Source organism: Terriglobales bacterium (assembly GCA_035561515.1).
GTDB lineage: Bacteria > Acidobacteriota > Terriglobia > Terriglobales > Acidobacteriaceae > DATMXP01.
Genome location: DATMXP010000007.1, coordinates 71,841 through 90,568, shown reverse-complemented (window position 1 = coordinate 90,568; position 18,728 = coordinate 71,841). Strand labels below are relative to the sequence as shown.

Annotated in this window: 19 protein-coding genes; all 19 read left to right on the top strand. The window is 57.9% G+C overall.

The window, feature by feature from the left end:
• Nucleotides 1-126: 126 nt before the first annotated feature.
• The 19 genes from VN577_01670 (at nt 127) to VN577_01580 (ending at nt 18,403) form a co-directional block, all read left to right on the top strand.
• Entirely contained in the window at nt 127-486 is a 360-nt protein-coding gene (locus VN577_01670) for a hypothetical protein (protein HWR13508.1), read from the top strand.
• Between the two features lie 115 nt (nt 487-601).
• On the top strand, nt 602-1,261 hold the full coding sequence (locus VN577_01665; protein ID HWR13507.1) for a hypothetical protein: 660 nt from the start codon (nt 602-604) through the stop codon (nt 1,259-1,261).
• 8 nt (nt 1,262-1,269) lie between these two features.
• Nucleotides 1,270-1,737 carry a hypothetical protein gene (locus VN577_01660; GenBank protein HWR13506.1) on the top strand — a complete coding sequence of 156 codons (468 nt, stop codon included), beginning with the start codon at nt 1,270-1,272 and terminating at the stop codon, nt 1,735-1,737.
• Between the two features lie 9 nt (nt 1,738-1,746).
• A complete protein-coding gene (locus VN577_01655; protein HWR13505.1) occupies nt 1,747-2,076 on the top strand; it encodes a hypothetical protein in 330 nt (109 codons plus the stop codon).
• Nucleotides 2,045-4,780 carry a hypothetical protein gene (locus tag VN577_01650; GenBank protein ID HWR13504.1) on the top strand — a complete coding sequence of 912 codons (2,736 nt, stop codon included), beginning with the start codon at nt 2,045-2,047 and terminating at the stop codon, nt 4,778-4,780. The genes VN577_01655 and VN577_01650 overlap by 32 nt, the downstream gene beginning before the upstream one ends.
• Before the next feature lie 8 nt (nt 4,781-4,788).
• On the top strand, nt 4,789-5,655 hold the full coding sequence (locus VN577_01645; GenBank protein HWR13503.1) for a hypothetical protein: 867 nt from the start codon (nt 4,789-4,791) through the stop codon (nt 5,653-5,655).
• The gene (locus VN577_01640) at nt 5,648-6,460 is read left to right on the top strand and encodes a hypothetical protein (GenBank protein HWR13502.1); all 813 of its coding nucleotides are present in this window, start codon (nt 5,648-5,650) and stop codon (nt 6,458-6,460) included. The genes VN577_01645 and VN577_01640 overlap by 8 nt, the downstream gene beginning before the upstream one ends.
• 13 nt (nt 6,461-6,473) lie before the next feature.
• Complete coding sequence (locus VN577_01635; protein HWR13501.1) at nt 6,474-7,940, top strand: hypothetical protein; 1,467 nt, start codon at nt 6,474-6,476, stop codon at nt 7,938-7,940.
• A complete protein-coding gene (locus VN577_01630; protein HWR13500.1) occupies nt 7,927-8,688 on the top strand; it encodes a VirB8/TrbF family protein in 762 nt (253 codons plus the stop codon). Before VN577_01635 ends, VN577_01630 begins: the two co-directional genes overlap by 14 nt.
• Before the next feature lie 54 nt (nt 8,689-8,742).
• Nucleotides 8,743-9,063 (top strand): hypothetical protein, encoded by a 321-nt coding sequence (locus tag VN577_01625; GenBank protein ID HWR13499.1) that lies wholly within the window; start codon nt 8,743-8,745, stop codon nt 9,061-9,063.
• Nucleotides 9,064-9,535: 472 nt separating this feature from the next.
• On the top strand, nt 9,536-9,847 hold the full coding sequence (locus tag VN577_01620) for a hypothetical protein (GenBank protein HWR13498.1): 312 nt from the start codon (nt 9,536-9,538) through the stop codon (nt 9,845-9,847).
• A 142-nt stretch (nt 9,848-9,989) separates the two neighbouring features.
• A complete protein-coding gene (locus VN577_01615) occupies nt 9,990-12,839 on the top strand; it encodes a hypothetical protein (protein ID HWR13497.1) in 2,850 nt (949 codons plus the stop codon).
• Nucleotides 12,840-12,905: 66 nt separating this feature from the next.
• Entirely contained in the window at nt 12,906-13,769 is an 864-nt protein-coding gene (locus VN577_01610) for a hypothetical protein (protein HWR13496.1), read from the top strand.
• Nucleotides 13,770-13,785: 16 nt separating this feature from the next.
• Nucleotides 13,786-14,010: a hypothetical protein gene (locus VN577_01605; GenBank protein ID HWR13495.1), complete on the top strand. Its 225-nt coding sequence runs from the start codon at nt 13,786-13,788 to the stop codon at nt 14,008-14,010.
• Between the two features lie 42 nt (nt 14,011-14,052).
• Nucleotides 14,053-14,445 (top strand): hypothetical protein, encoded by a 393-nt coding sequence (locus tag VN577_01600; protein HWR13494.1) that lies wholly within the window; start codon nt 14,053-14,055, stop codon nt 14,443-14,445.
• The gene (locus VN577_01595; GenBank protein HWR13493.1) at nt 14,445-16,229 is read left to right on the top strand and encodes a type IV secretory system conjugative DNA transfer family protein; all 1,785 of its coding nucleotides are present in this window, start codon (nt 14,445-14,447) and stop codon (nt 16,227-16,229) included. Before VN577_01600 ends, VN577_01595 begins: the two co-directional genes overlap by 1 nt.
• Before the next feature lie 10 nt (nt 16,230-16,239).
• The gene (locus tag VN577_01590) at nt 16,240-17,055 is read left to right on the top strand and encodes a hypothetical protein (GenBank protein ID HWR13492.1); all 816 of its coding nucleotides are present in this window, start codon (nt 16,240-16,242) and stop codon (nt 17,053-17,055) included.
• 2 nt (nt 17,056-17,057) lie between these two features.
• Nucleotides 17,058-17,618, top strand: coding sequence for a hypothetical protein (locus VN577_01585; GenBank protein HWR13491.1), 561 nt, complete (start codon nt 17,058-17,060; stop codon nt 17,616-17,618).
• Nucleotides 17,606-18,403 carry a hypothetical protein gene (locus tag VN577_01580; GenBank protein HWR13490.1) on the top strand — a complete coding sequence of 266 codons (798 nt, stop codon included), beginning with the start codon at nt 17,606-17,608 and terminating at the stop codon, nt 18,401-18,403. Before VN577_01585 ends, VN577_01580 begins: the two co-directional genes overlap by 13 nt.
• Nucleotides 18,404-18,728: the final 325 nt, after the last annotated feature.

The following is an 18,728-nucleotide window of genomic DNA, read 5'->3' as shown; positions in this document are numbered from 1 at the left end:
TCGCCTTTCATGCCCGTTTGACGGCTTCTGAGTTCCATCTTACTTTCCCCGTCACGCCGATGACTTTTCTGGCCCCCTTTCGCGGATCCGAGAAGGTGTCGGTCTTCGGAAAGGAGTAAGCACGGGATGAAATTTCAGGCAGATCTCGCATGGAAGAAACTCATGATCATGCTCGCGGTCATGATGCTTGCCCTCGGGCAATTTGTCTTAGCACAGAACCTTGGCGGGGCACCGGCGACCAATGTGGCCGTGCAGGGGCAGACAGCAGCCCAGCCAGAAGGAGCCTTCCTCAACTTCATCAACTGGATTGGCAACGTGATCGCGCCGGTGGGTGCGGGCGGAGCAGTCGTCGGCGCCGTGTTTTCGTGGCTGACAGGCCGGGGCTGCGGGCGCTGGTTGTTCGCAGCAGCGGCGTTGCTCGCCGTATCCGGGATAACGCGGCTCGTGGAGTTCTGGATTACCAATGGAACCGGAGGCGTGGCATAGACACCGGTCTCCGTGGACCGCTATTGCGAGGCAGTCCGTCACGGCGATGTGTATGGACTGCCACAGCGTAAGCGGATCATCAGGCTGCCAACAAACAGCGATTGAGGACGCAACCATGGGAACTCCGCAACTGCTCAATGACATCATCTCGGTCGTGCTGCTGCTGGCGCCTTCGGCAGCAATGTTGTCACTTGTGCTGGCAGGCATCAGTCTCCGCCGTGAAGGAACGATGACCTTTGCCGTCGGCGGAGGATTTACGAAATGGATGTTCTGGGCTGTCGTCTTCCTGACCCTCCAGCCTTTGCTCAATTGGTTCCCATCGTTCGGAGTGGCAGCACCACTTCCATCCGGAGGAATCGCGACGGCATGGCTGTCCAGTATTCAGTCCGATGTGGCTCAGTTCGTCACGAATTTCGTAATCGGTCGAATTGTTCCGACCCTGGCGGCGTTCTTTGTTTTGCGCGCGGTCCTCGATGCCGCCGCGGGACAACATCCTCTGCCTTCGGTGCTCGCGGCGATGTTTCTGTTGGGCGTGCAGACCACCTACAGCTTGCTCCAGAGCTACAACACCGGAACACAATACGCGACGGCTGATGTGCTGGACAGTCTCTGGACCCACCTGGCTGCAACCATTATGCCGATCGCGGCAGTGCTCGCATTGGTCGGCGCGATTCTGAATTTTGCAACCAAGAAACCTTTCATGCGACTGGTGGCGGTATCGCTTGCAATGCTGACCATCTCAGCCATTTGGAAGCTGCTGAACTCGATGATGTAGGAGCCGGAATGAATCTCGGGAATATGTCATTCGATCACGGGGTCTTGAACCTGGCGAACTGGCTGGGCAATGTCATCATGCCAACACTGGCGGCGGCCTTCATCATCATCGCCATTCTCCAATTCTCCAAGGGGCGTGATTTCTCGCACAGCATGTATGGCGCCCTTGGGTGCTTGATGGTGTCCGGGCTGACGCGTGCATTCGAAACCTTCGCGTCCCAGGGGGCGTGGAACGATCCCGATCTCTACTGGCTCTCGATCGTCGCCCTTATCAACTGGGTCGCCAACGTGATCCTTCCTGTCTATGCGGCCTCACAAGTCGCGGCGATGGCGCTGCGACTCGGTGTGTTCTCGCTTGTCCACCCCAGCAGCGGCTGGTTGCGCCACTTTGTGACCGCGGCCCTTTGCTTGATGGTTTCTGGGGTGCTGCGACTTGCCGAGTTCTTCGTGGCCCAAGGAACCGGAGGCGTTCGCTAGGAGAAGAACATGGCTCTCGAAGTCACTCCCATTTATCGCAACTTGCGCACCCGGGTTACTTTCTTGGGGCTCGAAGCGGAAGACGTGTTCGCTATCTTGGCGGTTGCAGTGGTGATGAACATCTGCGGAAGATTTTTGAATCGCGAGATGCTTGGCCTTCCCATGAATATGGTGTTGCAGTACTTCGTGCCCATACTGTGCGTCCCGGCACTGATGCTGTTCAAGTACGGCAAGCAGCGTGGCTACCTGCTGGACTGGGTGCTCTTTCACACGAAGCCTCACCTGTACTCCGGACTGGAACGAGATCGTGAACTCGATCGCGAATACATCAAGGACTGAGAACGAAGCCATGCCTGTCACCGCGAAACAGTACGAAAACTCCTTAGTGCAGCCGCCACTATGCGAACAGTTGAAAGTGCGCGACCTGACTGACAATCTGCTGATCCAGCTAAATGGATCGCTGGTGGCTGGCTATCGCGTAGACGGAATTCACTCTTACTATGCAAGCGACGAAGACCGCAACCGCACGAAGATGTTACTTGAATCCATGATCCGTTCATTGCCGGAGCGCTCTATGCGCTTGCAGGCACGGTTCGAGATCGGAGAAGGCGTCGGTGATCTCATCGCCCGGTACAACCGCGAACAGCAGAATTCAAGTTCGGTGCTGCAGACGCTTGATCGCGAGCTGTCTGAGATGTGGTTCAGGAAGAACGCGGGCGGCTACTACCTCCGTCATTCGCTTCACTTCTACTTCATCTGGGATCCGCGCATTCACCATCAATCACCGGAGTTCGAGTGGAAGAAGAAAATGCGCGGCTCGAATTTCAACATGTCGGTCGGCAAGTGTATCGAGCGCAGCCGGCGCGAGCATGAGGAGTTGGTGGCCGAGTTCAATAGCCTCATGTCGGGCGTTGAGGCAACGCTTCAAGCAACCGGGATGAAGATGGATCGGATGACACACCGGGACCTTTTTGTAGAGGTCAAGCGCGCTCTCAACCCACTGCAGAATGACACGCGTCCTTACCGCTCACCCGAGGTGTCGCTCGGATACGAGAGCGCGCGTAGCCAGATGGCCAACGTCAACATCGAGGACGAACTCGACGATCACGTAAAGGTCGGAGGTCTGTTGTATTCCTTTATCAGCCAAAAAGATTTGCCCGACGCCACTTTTCCCGGTGTGCTACGGGAACTGGTGGTCATGGACTTTCCGATCATCATCAACACGGAAATAGTCCTCCCCGATCAAGCGAAGGCAATCAAGCAATACAAGAGCCGTCTCCGAAAAATGGCGGCCGCGCAGAAAGACATCCAGGGAGGTTTTCGTCTCAACGTTGACGCGCAGGTGGCGGAGCACCAATTGATCAAGGTTCTGCAGGATTTGATCTCCAGCTCGCTCAAATCGTGTCAGCTCAGCCTGACCATTGCGGTTCGCACGTCGCGGCCCGCGCGATCCCGCTTCGAGGCGGACGAGGCCGAACGAATTTTGGCAGACCGGCGTCAGCGCGTGCTGCATGCCATCGCGCGGATGAACGGCGCACGCGGCATGCCGGAGACTCTCGCGCAAAAAAGGTTTTTCTTTTCAAGCCTCCCTGGACTGGGAGAGCCCAATCGGCGCGAAACGGATGTGCTCACGCTGCATGCGGCGGATTTGTTGCCGGTCGAGATGCCGTGGAAGGGCACGCAGAACTCTCCTCTGATGCTGTTCGAGACGCCTTATCGCCAGCTGATCCCGTTTTCTCCGTTCGACTCCGGTCTTGGCGACGCCAACATGCTCATCATGGCCAAGAGCGGTGGCGGCAAGACCTTTCTTGCCCAACTCAAGCTGCTGATGGCGGCGCGCTGTCGTCCTTTGGTCTCGATCCTGGAACGCGGCGACTCCTATGAGCCTCTGGTTGAACTCTTGGGCGGACGCGTAATCAACGTCGATCTTGATGGTAGAGAGACCCTGAATCCCTGGGACCTCCGCGAGGGCGAGGCGACCCCCAACAACGAGAAAACGGCGTTCTTGAAGAACCTGACAAGACACTTACTGGGCGACAGTCACAGCTCGGACACCTCGTTGCTGGACAATGTGCTGACGGACGCGATCACGCGCGTGTACAAACGGTGCTCCTTCCGCCATTCGAACCCGATCCCCACTTTCAACGATCTTCGCGAAGAGTTGGCGAACTGGCGTGATGCCGACAAGATGCAGCGGACGATCGATGAGGCCCGTCTCGCGGCGATCAAGCTGCGTTCTTGGACCGAGAGCGGCATCTACGCCAAGATCTTCGATCGGCACACCACGATGCGGCTCGACAACGACTGGCTGTTTTTCAACGTCGAGCGACTGAGCACTGATCCCCGACTCGAGACTGCGATGAGCATGCTGATTGCAACCGCCATGGCGGAGCGGGCGGCGGCCAAGAGTGGGCGACCAAGCATTTCCGTGCTTGATGAGTGCTGGTTCCTGCTGGACTCTCCCGCCCTGGCGCCCGAACTCGTGCAGTTGTACAGAACTGCGCGCAAGCGCAACTCCAGCGTATGGGGTATCAGCCAGACAGTTGAAGACTTCGTCGGCACGGAACTTCAGCCTCGTGCGCACGGTCCCGGCATTCTGAAAAACGCCACCACAAAGATCATCGGCCAGCAACCAGGAGACGTTTCCCCGCTGATCAATCACCTGAACCTAAACCCTGTCGCGATAAACGAGGTCAAGGGATTCGGGGCCCCGCGGAAGGGCTGCAGCGCCGAGGCGCTGCTGGTTATCGGCGAAAGGGCGGAGACGACGCAAACCATTCGCATTGTACCGACTCCGCTCGCGTACTGGATCTGCTCAACCTTTCCGCGCGAACGGCTGTATCGAGCTTGGTTTCTCAACCGGCACGCGGATCGTACTCCATTAGAAAGCTACCAGGAACTAGCGAAGCGATATCCGAAAGGGCTCGCGGATGTTGCGCCTTTGCCGGAAGAGGTTTCCGGTGCCGTGAATGCAGCGCCGGTTATCGGGTCGCCCACCGATAGTGTCGGAGTAAGCGGAAGCCAAAGAGTGTCTGCGAGATAGGAGTAGATATGCAGGTCATCTGGTACGCAGTTTTCTTCGCAGTCTTCGCGTGGCTGGCTGTCACCATCAAGAGCGGCAGGAAATTGATTGCCGTCGTCCTGAGTGGGGCACTGGTAATGACGCTCGTCGGTCTGCCACAGCCCGCCCACGCGCAGTCCGGAGTCCTTGCCGGAATCCAGGCAGTGCTCGGTGTAATCAACGGAACCATTCGTACGGCTCTCGGTTCGATCAAAACGGTGCAGTCCGCGGTCAATGATCTGCAGCAGGTCAGCGCATGGCCGCAGCATCAGATCAGCCAAGCCAAAGCGCAGGTTACGCAGATGATTGGCCAATACCGGACGCCGATGACCAGTATCTTTCGCTTGAATCTCAGCAGCGCCACACTGCCCACTTCGCAGGCATTCGAGGCTGTCATTCGCGATCACCAAGTCAGCAACTTTTCGGCTCTCAACACCACGTTCGGCAATACCTATGGCCTGATCCCAGCTGCGACCGCCGCCAACCCAACGGACCGAGCCATGTCGGACATGGATGATGCGTTAGCTCTCAACAGCCTGAAACTGCTGAAAGCCAGCGACCAAGCCACGGACATCCAGCTCCAGACTGCCGACTTGATCGAAAATGCCGCTAGCCAAGCCGCCCCGGGGTCGGCGCCGTTCCTGACCGCTGCAGCGGTCGTATCCGCCATCCATAGCCAGGCATTGATGCAGAAGATGCTGGCGGCGGAACTGCGCCAGGAAGCGGCACAGCTGGCACATCGCAATACGCTTCGGAAAGAGAATGCCGCGAATACTACGCAGCTGCGCGGCATTCTAGTGAACTTGCTGCAACGCCAATCAGCGGGAAGGAACAGAAGAAATGAGACGAATGAGTAACGTCCTCGAAGCCGTCAAGAGTTGGCTGCTCGGTCACAAAGCGCGGGCGGCCCTCCTCGCCAGCGTGCTCGTGTTCACCGCGCCATGGCCGGCAAGAGCTCAGTTTGGCCTTGACCCATGCTGCGCGCTTTTGTCAGCGGGTTTGGCCAGTGTCCAATCGGCACTGACCACTGTGGTCGGAGGCGGACTCAACCAGATACTGAGCGTGGACAAGGCGATGCAACAATTCCAGGAAACCGTGGTCTGGCCGCAAGCGTTGATCAATCAGGCCCGAAGTTTGGTGGGTGCGCTTCAGGGCAGCTTCAATCAGATACAAAATCTGATAAAAATTCCTATCAGCAGCGCCACGCTCCCCGCGTCCCAGCAACTCGAACAAATCCTTCTTTCTCGAAATCCAAATCAGATCCCGCAGACGACAAGCGCCTACGTTGCCCTGTACGGGCCGGTTCCGCAGGCTACCTCCGCCTCCCAAGAGGTGCTCAACATGGTGGACATGACCGACGCTGCGGCGCAGGCAGCGATGAAACGCGCCATCGAGATCGACGCTCTGGCTGACTTGGAGTTGCAGGCAGCGAGCCGACTTAATCAGAGCATTCAGAATGCCGCCCCGGGCAGTGCGCCCATCATCGAGGCCCAGGCGGATGCATGGCTGATTCGCGCGAATGCCTACACCCAAGCGGCCACGGCCGATCTTATGCGTCTGCGCTCAATTGATTTGGCGAATTCCAGCGCGGATCTGAAGATGGGCGCCACCAATACCACCAACCTCCGTCAGGCGCTGGTAAACCTCCTTCAGCACCGGTAGACGAGGAGTAACGATGCCAAGTTTTTACTTCGAGCAGTTGTTGCAGCGAGGCTTAAGCGGAATCGATCAACAAGGGATCACCACGGCGGTCCTACAGATCGCCGGGGTGATTTTGGTCTTCAGTTTGTTGTGGTCGGTTTACGAAGCTTACAGCAACGGCGGAGATGTGGGCGCACTGGGAGTTGCAGCTCTCAAATACTTGATCCTCGGCATCGTGTTCATTAATTATCCCAGCGCCTTTCGTGCTGTGAACAGCATGTTCAACAGTGTGGCGGACGGTATCTACAACCTGTCGGGCGGATTGGACGCGGTGCAGTCCTGGCTCAATAGCCTGTCGCAGGCCTGGAATACGAATCCGGACTGGTTCTCTGCGATATGGAACTTAGTGTCTGGAGGAGCCGCGTCAACGATCGCGAGCATCATCACGCTGGCTGGGTACGTGCTGTTGCCGGTTACCTATACGTTGTTCTGCCTCTTCTACGCCCTCTATGGAGCCATTCTGTATGTCGTCGGACCGTTTGTTCTCGCCCTGATGCCTTCGAGATCGATGGGACAGCTAGCGAGGTCTTTTCTCGTGAACCTGACGGTCTTTCACTTTTGGGGGCTACTGTACGCGATCTTTCAGTCGTTGATGTCAGCCTTGCAGATCACTGATCCCATGCAACTCACCGGATCCTTCCTAAACGCTTTCTCTGGTTCTAGCCAGATGATTGTCATGAGCCTTGCCAGCCTGTTGTTGTCGATCATGATCGCGCTGATTCCGTTCATTGCGAGCCGAATCGTCCGCGGCGATATGGGAAGCACGTTGATGACGGTGGTTGGCGCAGCCGCCACTCTGGGTGCGGCGGCTTCTGGTTTGGCGCTCGCTGGCGGAGAGGGAGTCGGGGCAGGAAGAGTTCTTGCAGCCGAAGGACCACCGCCCCCGCCCTCGACTGACCGCGGAGGAAACAGTCCCGCTCCATCAGCTTCGAGTCTTCCTCAATCCCAGAGTCTCGGAGGTGCGGTCTCTGCAATCGGCCAATCCACACCACCGACTCCCTTAAACACAGAAACTGGAGCTGCGCAAAGCGCAGGATCAGCTCCCAACCCAAGTCACGGTACTCTGGGTTTGGGAACGTCTTCTGGCCATGCCGGCGCAGCCGATGCAACAACCTCAGCTGGGGTAGAAACCGCCGTCGACGCCGGTGCGAGCGCGGGAACCGGAGCCAGTGCAGAGACAGGCGCTGCAACGACACTGAGAAATCCGCGTAGCGGACAAGTCTTCACCTGGAATGGTAGCGGCTGGGAGGAGGCGGGACATGTAGGTTCCTTTCCAAGTGCGACATACGGCACGACACGCTGGACCGGTGGAAGCGGCGGGCCGGCGAGCCGCGGTTACAACGGGCGCAGCCTTGCCGGACTCGCGGCGTGGCGAGCCGGCCACATGATCGGAACGACGATGAGATTGGTGGGTATGGGAAGGCATCATGATTCGAGATAACTCAGTACTGGAACTGCCGGAGATCGCGCCCTACACCAAGTACTACGAACACGACGGCATGTTGCGCGCCTACGCCAACCGGGCGATGTTTCTAGCCGTTCTTTTTGGAATTGTGGCGTTCGCGTCGCTTGGATTCGCGATCTACGTGCGCGTCCAGCCTCCCACGGTGATCCGTGTCGACCAGGACGGCAACGCAGCTGTTGTCGGTGGTCTACAGCGCGCACGCAAATCACCTGAGGAAATGACGCTGGCCGCGCAATCGGCGTCGCCTGATGCGGACGCTTTTGGCTCTGTCGCGCCGACCGAACTCGAAGGCAAAGCCGTGGTGCGGCGGTTCCTTGAGCACTATCTTTCCTACACTCCGGATTCGGCGCCGCGCAATATTGCCGAGTCCCTCAACATGATGACCACCAATCTTCGTACCTTCACCATGAACCGGCTGCGGGATGAAGACACGGTCGGCAAGATTCAACAGGATCACGTCATTTCGGATCTGCGAATTCGATCGATCGAGCACACCAAGGATGGACCGTGGAGCTTTGTCGTCTTCGCCGTCAAGGAAATCCACAAGGTGAGAAACGGAGCGGAAGTAACTGACCGGATCGTTGGCCAATACAAGGTCCGACTGGTCGAGGAGCGTCGCAGCGAGTTCAACCCAAGCGGCCTTTTGGTGGCGGAGTACTCGGAAAAGCAGATGGTTGGCGAGCGCGACAACGGACTTGAACAGAAAAGTGAGCTTGATCGGTAACAAGAATCAACGGCCGGGCTGCGATACGGGGCCGGTGCTTTCAGGAGCAGGTGAATGGCTACAGCGACAACGGATACCGAGGCTGTCTCCCCGACAACCAAAGCGGACGGCGGCGAGAAACCAAGTTCCCGCGGACGGCGCTCGCCTTCTGAAGCCAGTCAGGAAAACGACGGGCACGTGCGCTACTTCCTAGGCCGAGCGGGCGGCGACAATGGAGCCCCCGCACTCGACCGGGAAGTCGCGAGCGAAGGCGAGGCGCTCGTTGAGGCCCTGCGCCTGGGAGTCACCTATTACGCGATTGAGGAGTTTCGCGTTGTTCCGGATTTTTCCGGCAGGCGCCCGCAGCTTAACAAAGAATCGGTGCAGAGCAAGTAGGGTGTGCCTGGCGCTGATGAGATGAAGAGAAAGTATGAGCATGAGTTTCTATGCGGCAGACGGCGCTGGAGCGGTTGCTTCGAATCGCTCGCACATTGCTTCCTCAATTGGTGAAACGCAAATCAATGGGAACGGCTTCGATCTTGACTCGATCTGGGTGTGGACGGACAAATCCTCGGTTTGGAGTGACTGGGTTTGCTTATGTCGGTCGTTATCACTCTATGCGTGCATGGCGGCCAGCGCTCAAGCAGGTTGAGGGGGCAAAGCCTCCGCAGATTCATAGGTACTGGCTTCATTCACAGATGAGTTTGATCTGTAGTGAGCGATCCGCAAGCTGATTGCGGTTGAGTGCTGGCGAGGTTCGGTTCGCGAACCTGGCCGGAAACCAAAACGTTTTCGTCCAGGGCAGCGAGAGAGCCGCGCGAGCGAGCCTCCTTTCGGTCCTGGGAACAGGCGGAAAGGAGAAAGAAAGATGGTGAAGCAACGTTTTCTGATTTTGTTCCGGCGTTGGATGTTCACCATTGCAAAGGTATGCGGGCCAATTGTTTTGTTCGAGCGTTTTGTAATGGTCCGGCAATACCTGGATTACGCGCCCCTCGGCGTTTTGGATTTGCTGATGGGCACATTGGTCACTCTCCTGACCACGGCCCTGCTGTGTTTGCTATGGGCCTGGGGAGATTGGTGCTGGTTCAAATTGCGACGGGTTCGTGGTTTCGTGAGCGAGCTTCGGCAGTGCTCACGCAGCTATTGGCACCCTGACGCGGTGAGGATCAACAAGGCGTAGCGACTGACAACCCGTGCTGGCCGGCGCTCTTCGCGCCTGGCCGAAATCTTTCGGTTCGATTTTTCGGCAGGGGCGGCGAAGAGACTGGCGCGAGCAGTCTCCTCCAGCTGTCCTTGCTCGACAGCTTGAAAGGAGCTTTGTCATGTCCCAGTTCACAACTGCGAGCGCCACCCCAGTACTGACGCTCGAACTCGATCGCTCAGGCAGTCTGACGAAGAAGACGATGAAACTCGATCAGGAATCGCAGCTCACAAACAGTCTCCTGCAAGGACTGTATCCGGGCATCCGTGTGGCGAGGGTTGACGTGCCCACCGAACCGCTCGATGCCTGCGAACAGGCTATCGTTGAGCAGGCACTAACAAGGATCGAGGTAGACGGCATTCGCTACAGCCTGGTGGGAGCCAGCGGCAGCGCCAAGAACGGCAAGTTCTACGCGGTCGATAGTTCCTTTGAAAAGAAGCTGGGGGAGCGTTTTCGCTTCTCGCCCCAGGCCGCGATCACCTACTTTGGCATCCTGGTGTCCTCGTGCAAGGTGATTACAGAGGAAGCCGACTGCCGCATCCTCGTGGTCGATGACCATGAACTCGGGACCAACGACTGCCGAGGATGGATTTCGGCATCGCTGTTCCGCAAACTCAAACGCAAGCACGAATCCGAACTTCTCGCGGAGGAAGTTGCGAGGTTGCTGGAGAAACGGATGGAAGAGTCCACCGAGTTTCCGATACCTCTCGCCGCGGACGAAGCGGAAGACACGAAAGTCATCGAGGAAGCGAAGCGCAGGATTCACGGAAAGACGATAGGCACGCATCGCTTCTATCAATTCCGCTTGGCTTTCGACCGGACACAGGCCAAGGGCGCATTCAAGATCATGACGGATGATGTGGCGCAGCACCTGGACGCCGATATCATCCTGCCCAAGTCCTGCGTGAAGCCCACGTACAGGGGAGGTGTGCTGCGGACGCTCCGTTCGTTCATCGGTGATCGTCAGGCACACACTTTTCGCGGTCCTGTCCTGGTCGGTTTTCGCGACGTGTCCCGCAATCTCGAATTCAATTCGAGCTACACCTTGTTGGAACACGCGCCGGACGACTCGATTGAACTCGAAATCAAGCCTTACGCACTCAGCCAGATCGGGAAAGTGCGGCAAGCCTTCGAGGAAAACAACTTCGCCGAGTTGTTTCAATTGCTGGGAACGGAGCTGTGCCAGAGGATCCTCGAACCCGGAGAAGAACCTGATCCCGACTACACCTCCAGCGAGTACTCGGTCGCTCAGGCGACGCTGATTGCCGATGCAACCGGATACATGCTGAAGCACCCTTTCATCCAGCATCACCTGCAGCGCGTGCTGGCTAAGTGGGCGTACCGGTTGTGCACCAGCGGTGGGTTTCGTCTGCCCGGCTTCGCGCTGGCGGATGACGGCTATCTCTGCCTGCACGAAAGGAGTCTGATCTCGGGCTCGGACTGGATACCGAAAACCACTGTCATCGCACAATCCGAGTGCAGGCGTGGCCTGGTAGTGCGCTATCCCATCCGCATGAAGGAAGACCTGCTGCCGGTTACCAATCTCTCTGAAGACGATCTTGAAGGCTTGCTGATCGAGCACCTGGCCCAGGCGGGCTGCTCTCTCGCGCCGGGGCGGGTTGCCGCCGTGGTACGAGAACAACTGCAGCTTAAGGGAACGCTGATCCTGCACTCGGAAACCGCCTCCCGCAATGGCGGCGATTTCGATTTCGATATGGTGTGCATGGTCGAAGACCATCGATTCCCCCGTTTTGTTGAGGACCGGTTCGCCTACGAAGAGCAACACGCCGCCGTCAAGAACAAGAACCCAAAGCCTCCCAGTCCTTGGTGGAACCTTCCCCAAGTCGCCATGCAGGCACGCGGTAACCAGATCGGCGCCATCACCGATTTGAAAACCTCGTGTCTGGCAAAAGGAAGGCTCGACCTTGCCCAAGAGTTGGTGGATCAGCTTCAGAATGCGCTCGATCAACTGAAGCATGGGACCCAGCCCGATCAGGAGGTGATTCGCAACATCCGCAATGACGTTCCCACTGCGCCTTGGCTGAAGCTGAAACAGAGACGCCGGATCGAGGACATGGACGAGCACTTGGAAGTCGATGCCAACGACAAGGTCGGAAGACTGTACAACTTCGTACGCAAGGAATTGGGGCGCTATTTCGGTGCGACGATGACGGCGCCCTTGAGCGACTTCCGGGGAGTGATCGGAGGCCAGAGCTTTACCCCGGAGATTTATCAGGAGTGCTTCGTCGTCAACCGCTACTACGGCAGCCGCGTGACCGAGATCATGGGCCGCCGCGAACAGCTTCTGCTCGAGTTGGAAAAGGCCAATGCCGAGATCGAGGCCCACAAGCAGGACCCCGAAGCTCGCAAGGAACTCTTTTTCCGCCGCAACCAGGCCACGGCCGCGCTGCACGCCTACGACAAGCGGGCGGGCGACGAGCTGAAAGCGCTGGTTCAGGCTCTGCAGAAGTGGAGTAGCAGCAAGAACGGAACGCGGTTGTCCTACTTGTCGGCCCTGCACGCGATCGTGTGCAGGGAGCGGCGGATGGTTTCCGACCCGAACTTCGTGGCCGGGACCGGGTCAATCGTGTTCTACAGCTTCCCGCAGGAGGTGGTCGATCAAATCGCGGAGCGTACCGGAGGACGTCCCGTTACGGTGGAGATTCCCAGTCTGTGCGATGGCGAGGTGGAAGTCGATGGCGAAGGGCGGATCTTCTTGGTCCAGCCCTTCACCCAAGCCAGCGGCCAGATTGTGGAGCGCCTGATTTTTGTGGCCCAGGTCAACAAGTCAGGAGAAGTCTTCACGGATCGTGACGAGCAGGGTTCACCGATCATCCGCGAGCGGGTCCGGCCATTCCCGATCCAGGCGGGACGTAGCGAAATACGCGACGGGAAGGTGATCTTTCCGGAAACCCGACAACGGCCGCAGCTGCCAACCCGCAGTTGTGTGTCGCTGGTGGAAACCAGTTAAAGCAAACTCCCGGAGGCTTCCATGCCAAGTCTCCGGGAGCTGTTCTTGGGCAGAGAAAGAAGCCAAATGAATCGTGTTGGAATTGTCACATTCGCGCTGTTGGCCGTAGCCCTTGGGCCAGCCAGAGCGCAGAGAATCGAAACCGCGACCAGTGACCGTACCCGCATCGTGCATTTGAAGACGGAGCTGAACCACCTGACGGTCATCGAAATCAGCGAGCCAGTCGTAGAGGTGGCGGCTGGCAGCCCAAACTTCAAAGTGGAATGGCGGGAGAACAAGGTCTTCGTGCAGCCCACTGAGACGGATGCAACCACCAACCTTTTTATATGGACCGCGAATCAGCGACTGAACTATGAGCTGGAGCCAGCGGGCTCAGTCGCCAACATGGACTTTGCCATCGACCAGACTCCGGTCCACATCGCGCCGCTCAAGCCGACCAGCGCGCCACCGCCGCCTCCCTCTATTACGGATCTGCTGTTGGCTGGCAAGCCGGTGCGCCTGCCATCGAGAAGGCAGCACGACTCCAAGCCGGTGGAAGTGTGGATCAGCGACTTGTACGAGAAGGACGGGAATCTGCTCATTCGGTATGCCGTTTCGAATCACGGCAGCCAGCCCTATGTCGTGCATACGCCCGAAGTCTTTCAACTGGATGGAATGCGTTCTCCGCAATCATTGTATGGCCTCGTGAACTCGCAACTCGACGATGAACAGGTCGCTAAACTCAAGGTCAGACAGCAGATTCCAGTTCCGATCGTCGACGGCCAGTTGCAGTCGCAACAGATTGCGCCAGGAGAGCAAGCCGTCGGAGTCGTGGCGCTCCGACTGCAGTCTAGTGAGCAGCCCCGAATCTTGCGGTTGCAGTTTCCGAGTGCCGCGTCGTCTGAGGGGCGTAATCGGAAAGCGCAAATCGCGGCCTTTCTAGTGCGATGAGATTGGCAGGTTCTCAATGGAGCAGCCCTTCAACACAAAAGAGGTTCATGCGGCATTGTCGCAGTACGTCCGCAGTCGACCCGACATTGGTGCACTCAAGGCAGTTGGCGATTTCGTGCTGGAGTACCGAAACCCTTTTGAGCCAAAAGCGGCGCGAGCCCCGCGGCGCCGGTTTGTCTTCTTTGCGCTGGTCGCTGCGCTCGCGATTGCGGCTCTCGCCTATTTCGGCAATTTGCGGTGATTGGAGTTTGCCATGGACGACGGGCAAAAAAGAGCACGGAAAATGCCAGAGGCAGTCGTTGAACTGAATCGACAGGAACTCATCCGTGACTGGGAACTAGGGCTCTGGAGGTTTTTGTTGTTCGGGCTGGGACGATTGTTCTGGCTCTACGTCGCAGGCGCGGCGAACCGTCCTTTTCAGTTGGAAATCTCTTGCGGCTTTCTCTTCTGCGACATCCTCGGGTTTCTCATGCGCTGGGTCGTGGCCCTGATTGAGAAGCAAAAAGAATGGCTGGTCACGAGCAGACGAGCGCTACCCGGACCCAATCTGTATCGTTCAGGCGAAGCGCAGAGAAATCGAAACGCCCGTCTCCGCCTCTGGCTTTGGAGGATCGCGCTCGGCTCCGTGCAGAGCGCTGCGCCTTACTTGGCCCGGATCAGCTTCGGAGTACGCTGATGCGCGATTCGTATGCTCAAAGGCAGAACCATCCTTCCGTGTTGGACAGCGTCGAAATTCTCGTGTCGCTGCTGCTCATGGTCACCGCATGGTTCGTCTGGTATCTTGCCCGAGAGCGTTATCACCTCGACAATCGCCAAATTGCTGAGCTTGCTTCTTATACGACTCTGGCACTGCTCGCCTTGGGCGGTACCGCGATCCTCGCCACGACGGCGCGCGCACGCCGCGAAAAGCAATGGCCGCACCCGCCCATGGTGGTTACGCCCAAACGCGACCAGCGTTCCACCGCCACCGCCTGGAGTCAGAATGCAGTCATTCTCGGGTACGACGTGCATGGCAATCCTTGGCTCTGGCCGGATCGAGTCCGTGTCATGCAGGGAATTGTCCTCGGCATGACAGGCTCGGGAAAAACCACCTTGCTGAAGAACATCATCACGCAGGACTTGGCGCGCGTGGTCGGCACACCCTCCGATCCTCACCGCCTCCCGATGGTCATCTTTGACGGCAAAGGAGACTTGGAGTTTTTCTACGATTTGTTGCCGCATGTACACCGCGCCGGACGGCTGCATCAGCTCCGAGTTTTGAATCCCGCGCACCCGAACATCTCTGTTCGCTACAACCCCTTCCACTGCACCGACGACGATTACACCTCTGTCGTGAACATGGTGTTCGGCTCCTTCAATTTGCACGATGAGTTTTTCGGCAAGCATCAACTCAATTACCTCTCCGACATCGTGCGCGTGCTGGTCTACACCGGCCGCAAGTTCAACTTCTACGACGTGCTGGTCATGGCGATCGATGAACAGGTGCTGAGGGAGCAAGTCGAACTTGCGCGACGCCGCATGGAACGAGATTCAGAAATTCCAGTACAACGGCGGCTGAACTTCGATATGTCGGTGAAGAACCTTTATCAATCGTTTGCCGATAGGGAACGCGTCCCGAAGATCCAAGGTCTGCTTAACGAGTGCATGACGTTTCTAGACGACGAACTCAGCGTCGTTACCGGCCCCTATGAAGAGCTACTCTCCCTCGACGAGGTGATCGAGCAGGAGTTGATCCTGTTTGTCACGCTCAACGTCAATAAGAACACCGAGCCGGTCAAAGCCTTAGGCAAGATGTTGTTGCAGAACCTGCAGCTGGTCGTGGGCAAGCGTTATGAAAGCGAGGAGCAACGGCGGCGCTCCAACCGGCCCATGTTCAGCGTGGTGCTCGATGAGTTTGCGCCGTTCGGCTATCGCAATTTCTCCCAGATCCTGCAAACCGCGCGTGGCACCAACACCGCGTTTCTGTTCTCGATCCAGAGCCTGCCCCAGTTGATGCAGGTGGGGCGCGGATTCAAAGAGGATGTGACCTCGGCGCCTAACACCACCATGACCTTGCGTACCCGCGACGAAGAAACCGCGCGCTATTTCCTCCGCGCTTCGGCCGAACATACGGTGACCCGCCGGAGTATATCTATGTACCGCTGGCGACTGTTCGGCTACGAGAAGTACGAGGCGACCGATCGCGCGGTGGAAAGCGAGGACCGGGAAACCCGCTCGCTCGACGAGCACATCAAGAATCTCCCCAAAGGACAAATGGAAATCCTGATGACCGATGACACGCGCGGCACCTTACATCAATTGCTTCATGTGCGCCCTCCACAAGAGGTCGCGGTGCCGCACTTTCAACCGGAACTCTATCCCAGAACTCGGCAATCGCGAGAACATTCTGGCGGCGCCAACCTGCGATTCGCGACGCCGGAACTGGCTGCGCAGCGCCGCTTTGGCCGGCGCGGACGCTAGGAACTGTGTCGTGAAAACAGTGTCTGACATCGCTGTTTTTCTTCTCCTCTCGGTGGTCTTCCTTTGTCCTGCATTCGCGCAGCAGCACGCATACGCCAATCCAGTAGCGAGTGTCGTTCGGGCTGCGCGACGTCGGGCATCTCCGGCGCCGCCGGTCTCCGCTGCCCTGTACCAACGCCGTGATACCTGGTACGAGTTCCTGCTCAAGCAGTTCAACCCCGATGATTTCGATTACGGCGCCTGGATGGAACAGCGGCGTCAGGCACTTCTCGACGCCAGCGTGCGGAATACTTACTTCCGGTATAGCGCAATCGTCACGCTCACGCTCTTTGTTCTTGCCGTGCTGTACACAAAACAACGGATCGACCATCGCCGTTCCATGTGGATCACGGCCGAAATGATGACCGACCTGTACAACCACGACGCATATTCGCGCCAAGTCGCGCGCGATGCCATCCAGAAGTACAACGAACATATTGAGCGCTGCAATCGCGCGGTCGAAGCCAGCGAACACGGCGTGCCCGCAGAGGGATTGGAGTCGGGTGTGGAGCGCTACCGCGCTGAGTTGCAATCGGTGACGGCGGAGCGAGATACCTACAAACGGGAGCGCGATTTGGCCAAAAGAGATCTGGCGGAAAAGGAACGGATGCTGGCCGACCTGTCATTCCGTCTCGATGCACTCGCAAGAAAGTCCAACGTCAGTCGTGACGGCGCGAGCACAGTTGATGTGCGCAACGCCGACCAGAAGCTGGTTCACCACATCAACAATCTGCAGGAGCAGTTGTACGCCGAGAAGCGAGAGAACAAACGGCTCAAAGGCGCATAGAGATGCTAGTCGCGGCAACCGATTTCGGCAGCGTGTGGCGCTACAGGTTTGGCAAAGACGCAAGCGATCCGCTTCGGTTTGAACGTGGCGTGTACTACAACACGACTGGCATCGTGATCGCCGGCACCATCCGTCAGCGACCCAGGATTCCCGGCTATGCGCGGTTCCACAACTGCGGCGGGTTCGACGTGCATCGCCTGCAGCACATGATCAATCGAGTGTTCGAGTGTGCGAATCCGTGCATATGGAATGGCGACAACAAAGTACTCTTCCATCGTATATTGCCTAGACCGGAGAGACCCGACAGATTTCTGGTGGTTCTCCGGTCTACGCTGACTGGCAAACTGAACATCGGGACCAGCGGCTGGCGGTGTCAGCAGAGTTGGCTGCTTTCGTTCAGCGAATGCGGCGACCAACAGGAAATTATGTTGTTACTGCCCGCGTACGGCTGGGTTGAGAGTGAATTGGGTAGGTTCGTGTTGCAACCGGCACATGCGCAGCCGTGGATTGCGAGATTGGCGCTGACCACGACACGGCAGGAGGCAAGCGCGTGCGCTACCTGAAAGGGACCATCGCACTCAGCGCGACGCGCGATTATCCGCTCTTGCGCCGGGTGTTGCACAGCACGTTCGTTACCGGCAACCAATTATTCGAGTTCATGCGGTTGGAGTACTGCGCATCCTCGCGCAAGGCCTTCGAGAATCGTGTGCGGCGCCTTGCTGCACATGCGCTGCTTGTCCGCCACCAAATCCGGGACATGAACATCGGCGTTGTGTACGCAATCTCGCCCGGCGGCGCTTCGGAGCTGATTGCACGCGGCGAGTACTACTCCGGATCACCTGATCGCGTTGAGGCCGTTAGCGGCCACGTACAACACGCGTTGGAACTCAACGAGATCCATCTTGCGCTGAAACGGACGGGAATGCTGGCGCGTTGGACGCCGGAGTCCGATATCCGGTCGCGCAACGAACTGACGGACATCGGATACGGCAAGGACTACGATGCAACGGTCGAGGTGCGTATCGGAGGTCAGGAACATCGCTTCGCGTTGGAATACGAACGTACCCCAAAAGCCAAGGCGCGCTACGATGGCATCTGCAAGCGGATCGAGGCGCAGAGGCAGTTGCGCCACTTCCTCTACATTGCCCCTAACCATGATCTCCTGGCCTTTCTGCGATTCCGGTTTCAGGCGTGCTCCCAAGCCATCCATTTTGGGTTGTACCGCGACGTATTGGCCGATGGATTCGATGTACCGGTACAGGCGAACCGTGGCTCGGCCACATCGCGGTTCAGCGACGTCCTCGGTGGCCTCAGTAGTTCTTCGCAGCAGCAGAAGGCTACACCCTGACCGGCGCCGGGGCGTGTAACGCATTGAGATGCTTTTGCAGTGGCGTTGCGATGCTGTTGAAGTGCTCTTGCCATACATAATCTACTCAGGAAGCAGACATTAGCCGTTGACTATCCCGTTTTTTGCGGATGGAGCGAAGGAAGACGTTGCGAGGTGGGAACAAAGCGGGTCAAGCATAAACCATGGGTCCGCTTAGATGTTCGAGATCGGCGAGAGGCGGTTGAACCGAGCCGAACTCCAGTGCGGTATTGAGGTGCCGATGTTGCAGGGTGCTGGCCGAATTACGTGCCGGTGGAAGCTAACTCGACCAGGATTGAAGCGACCT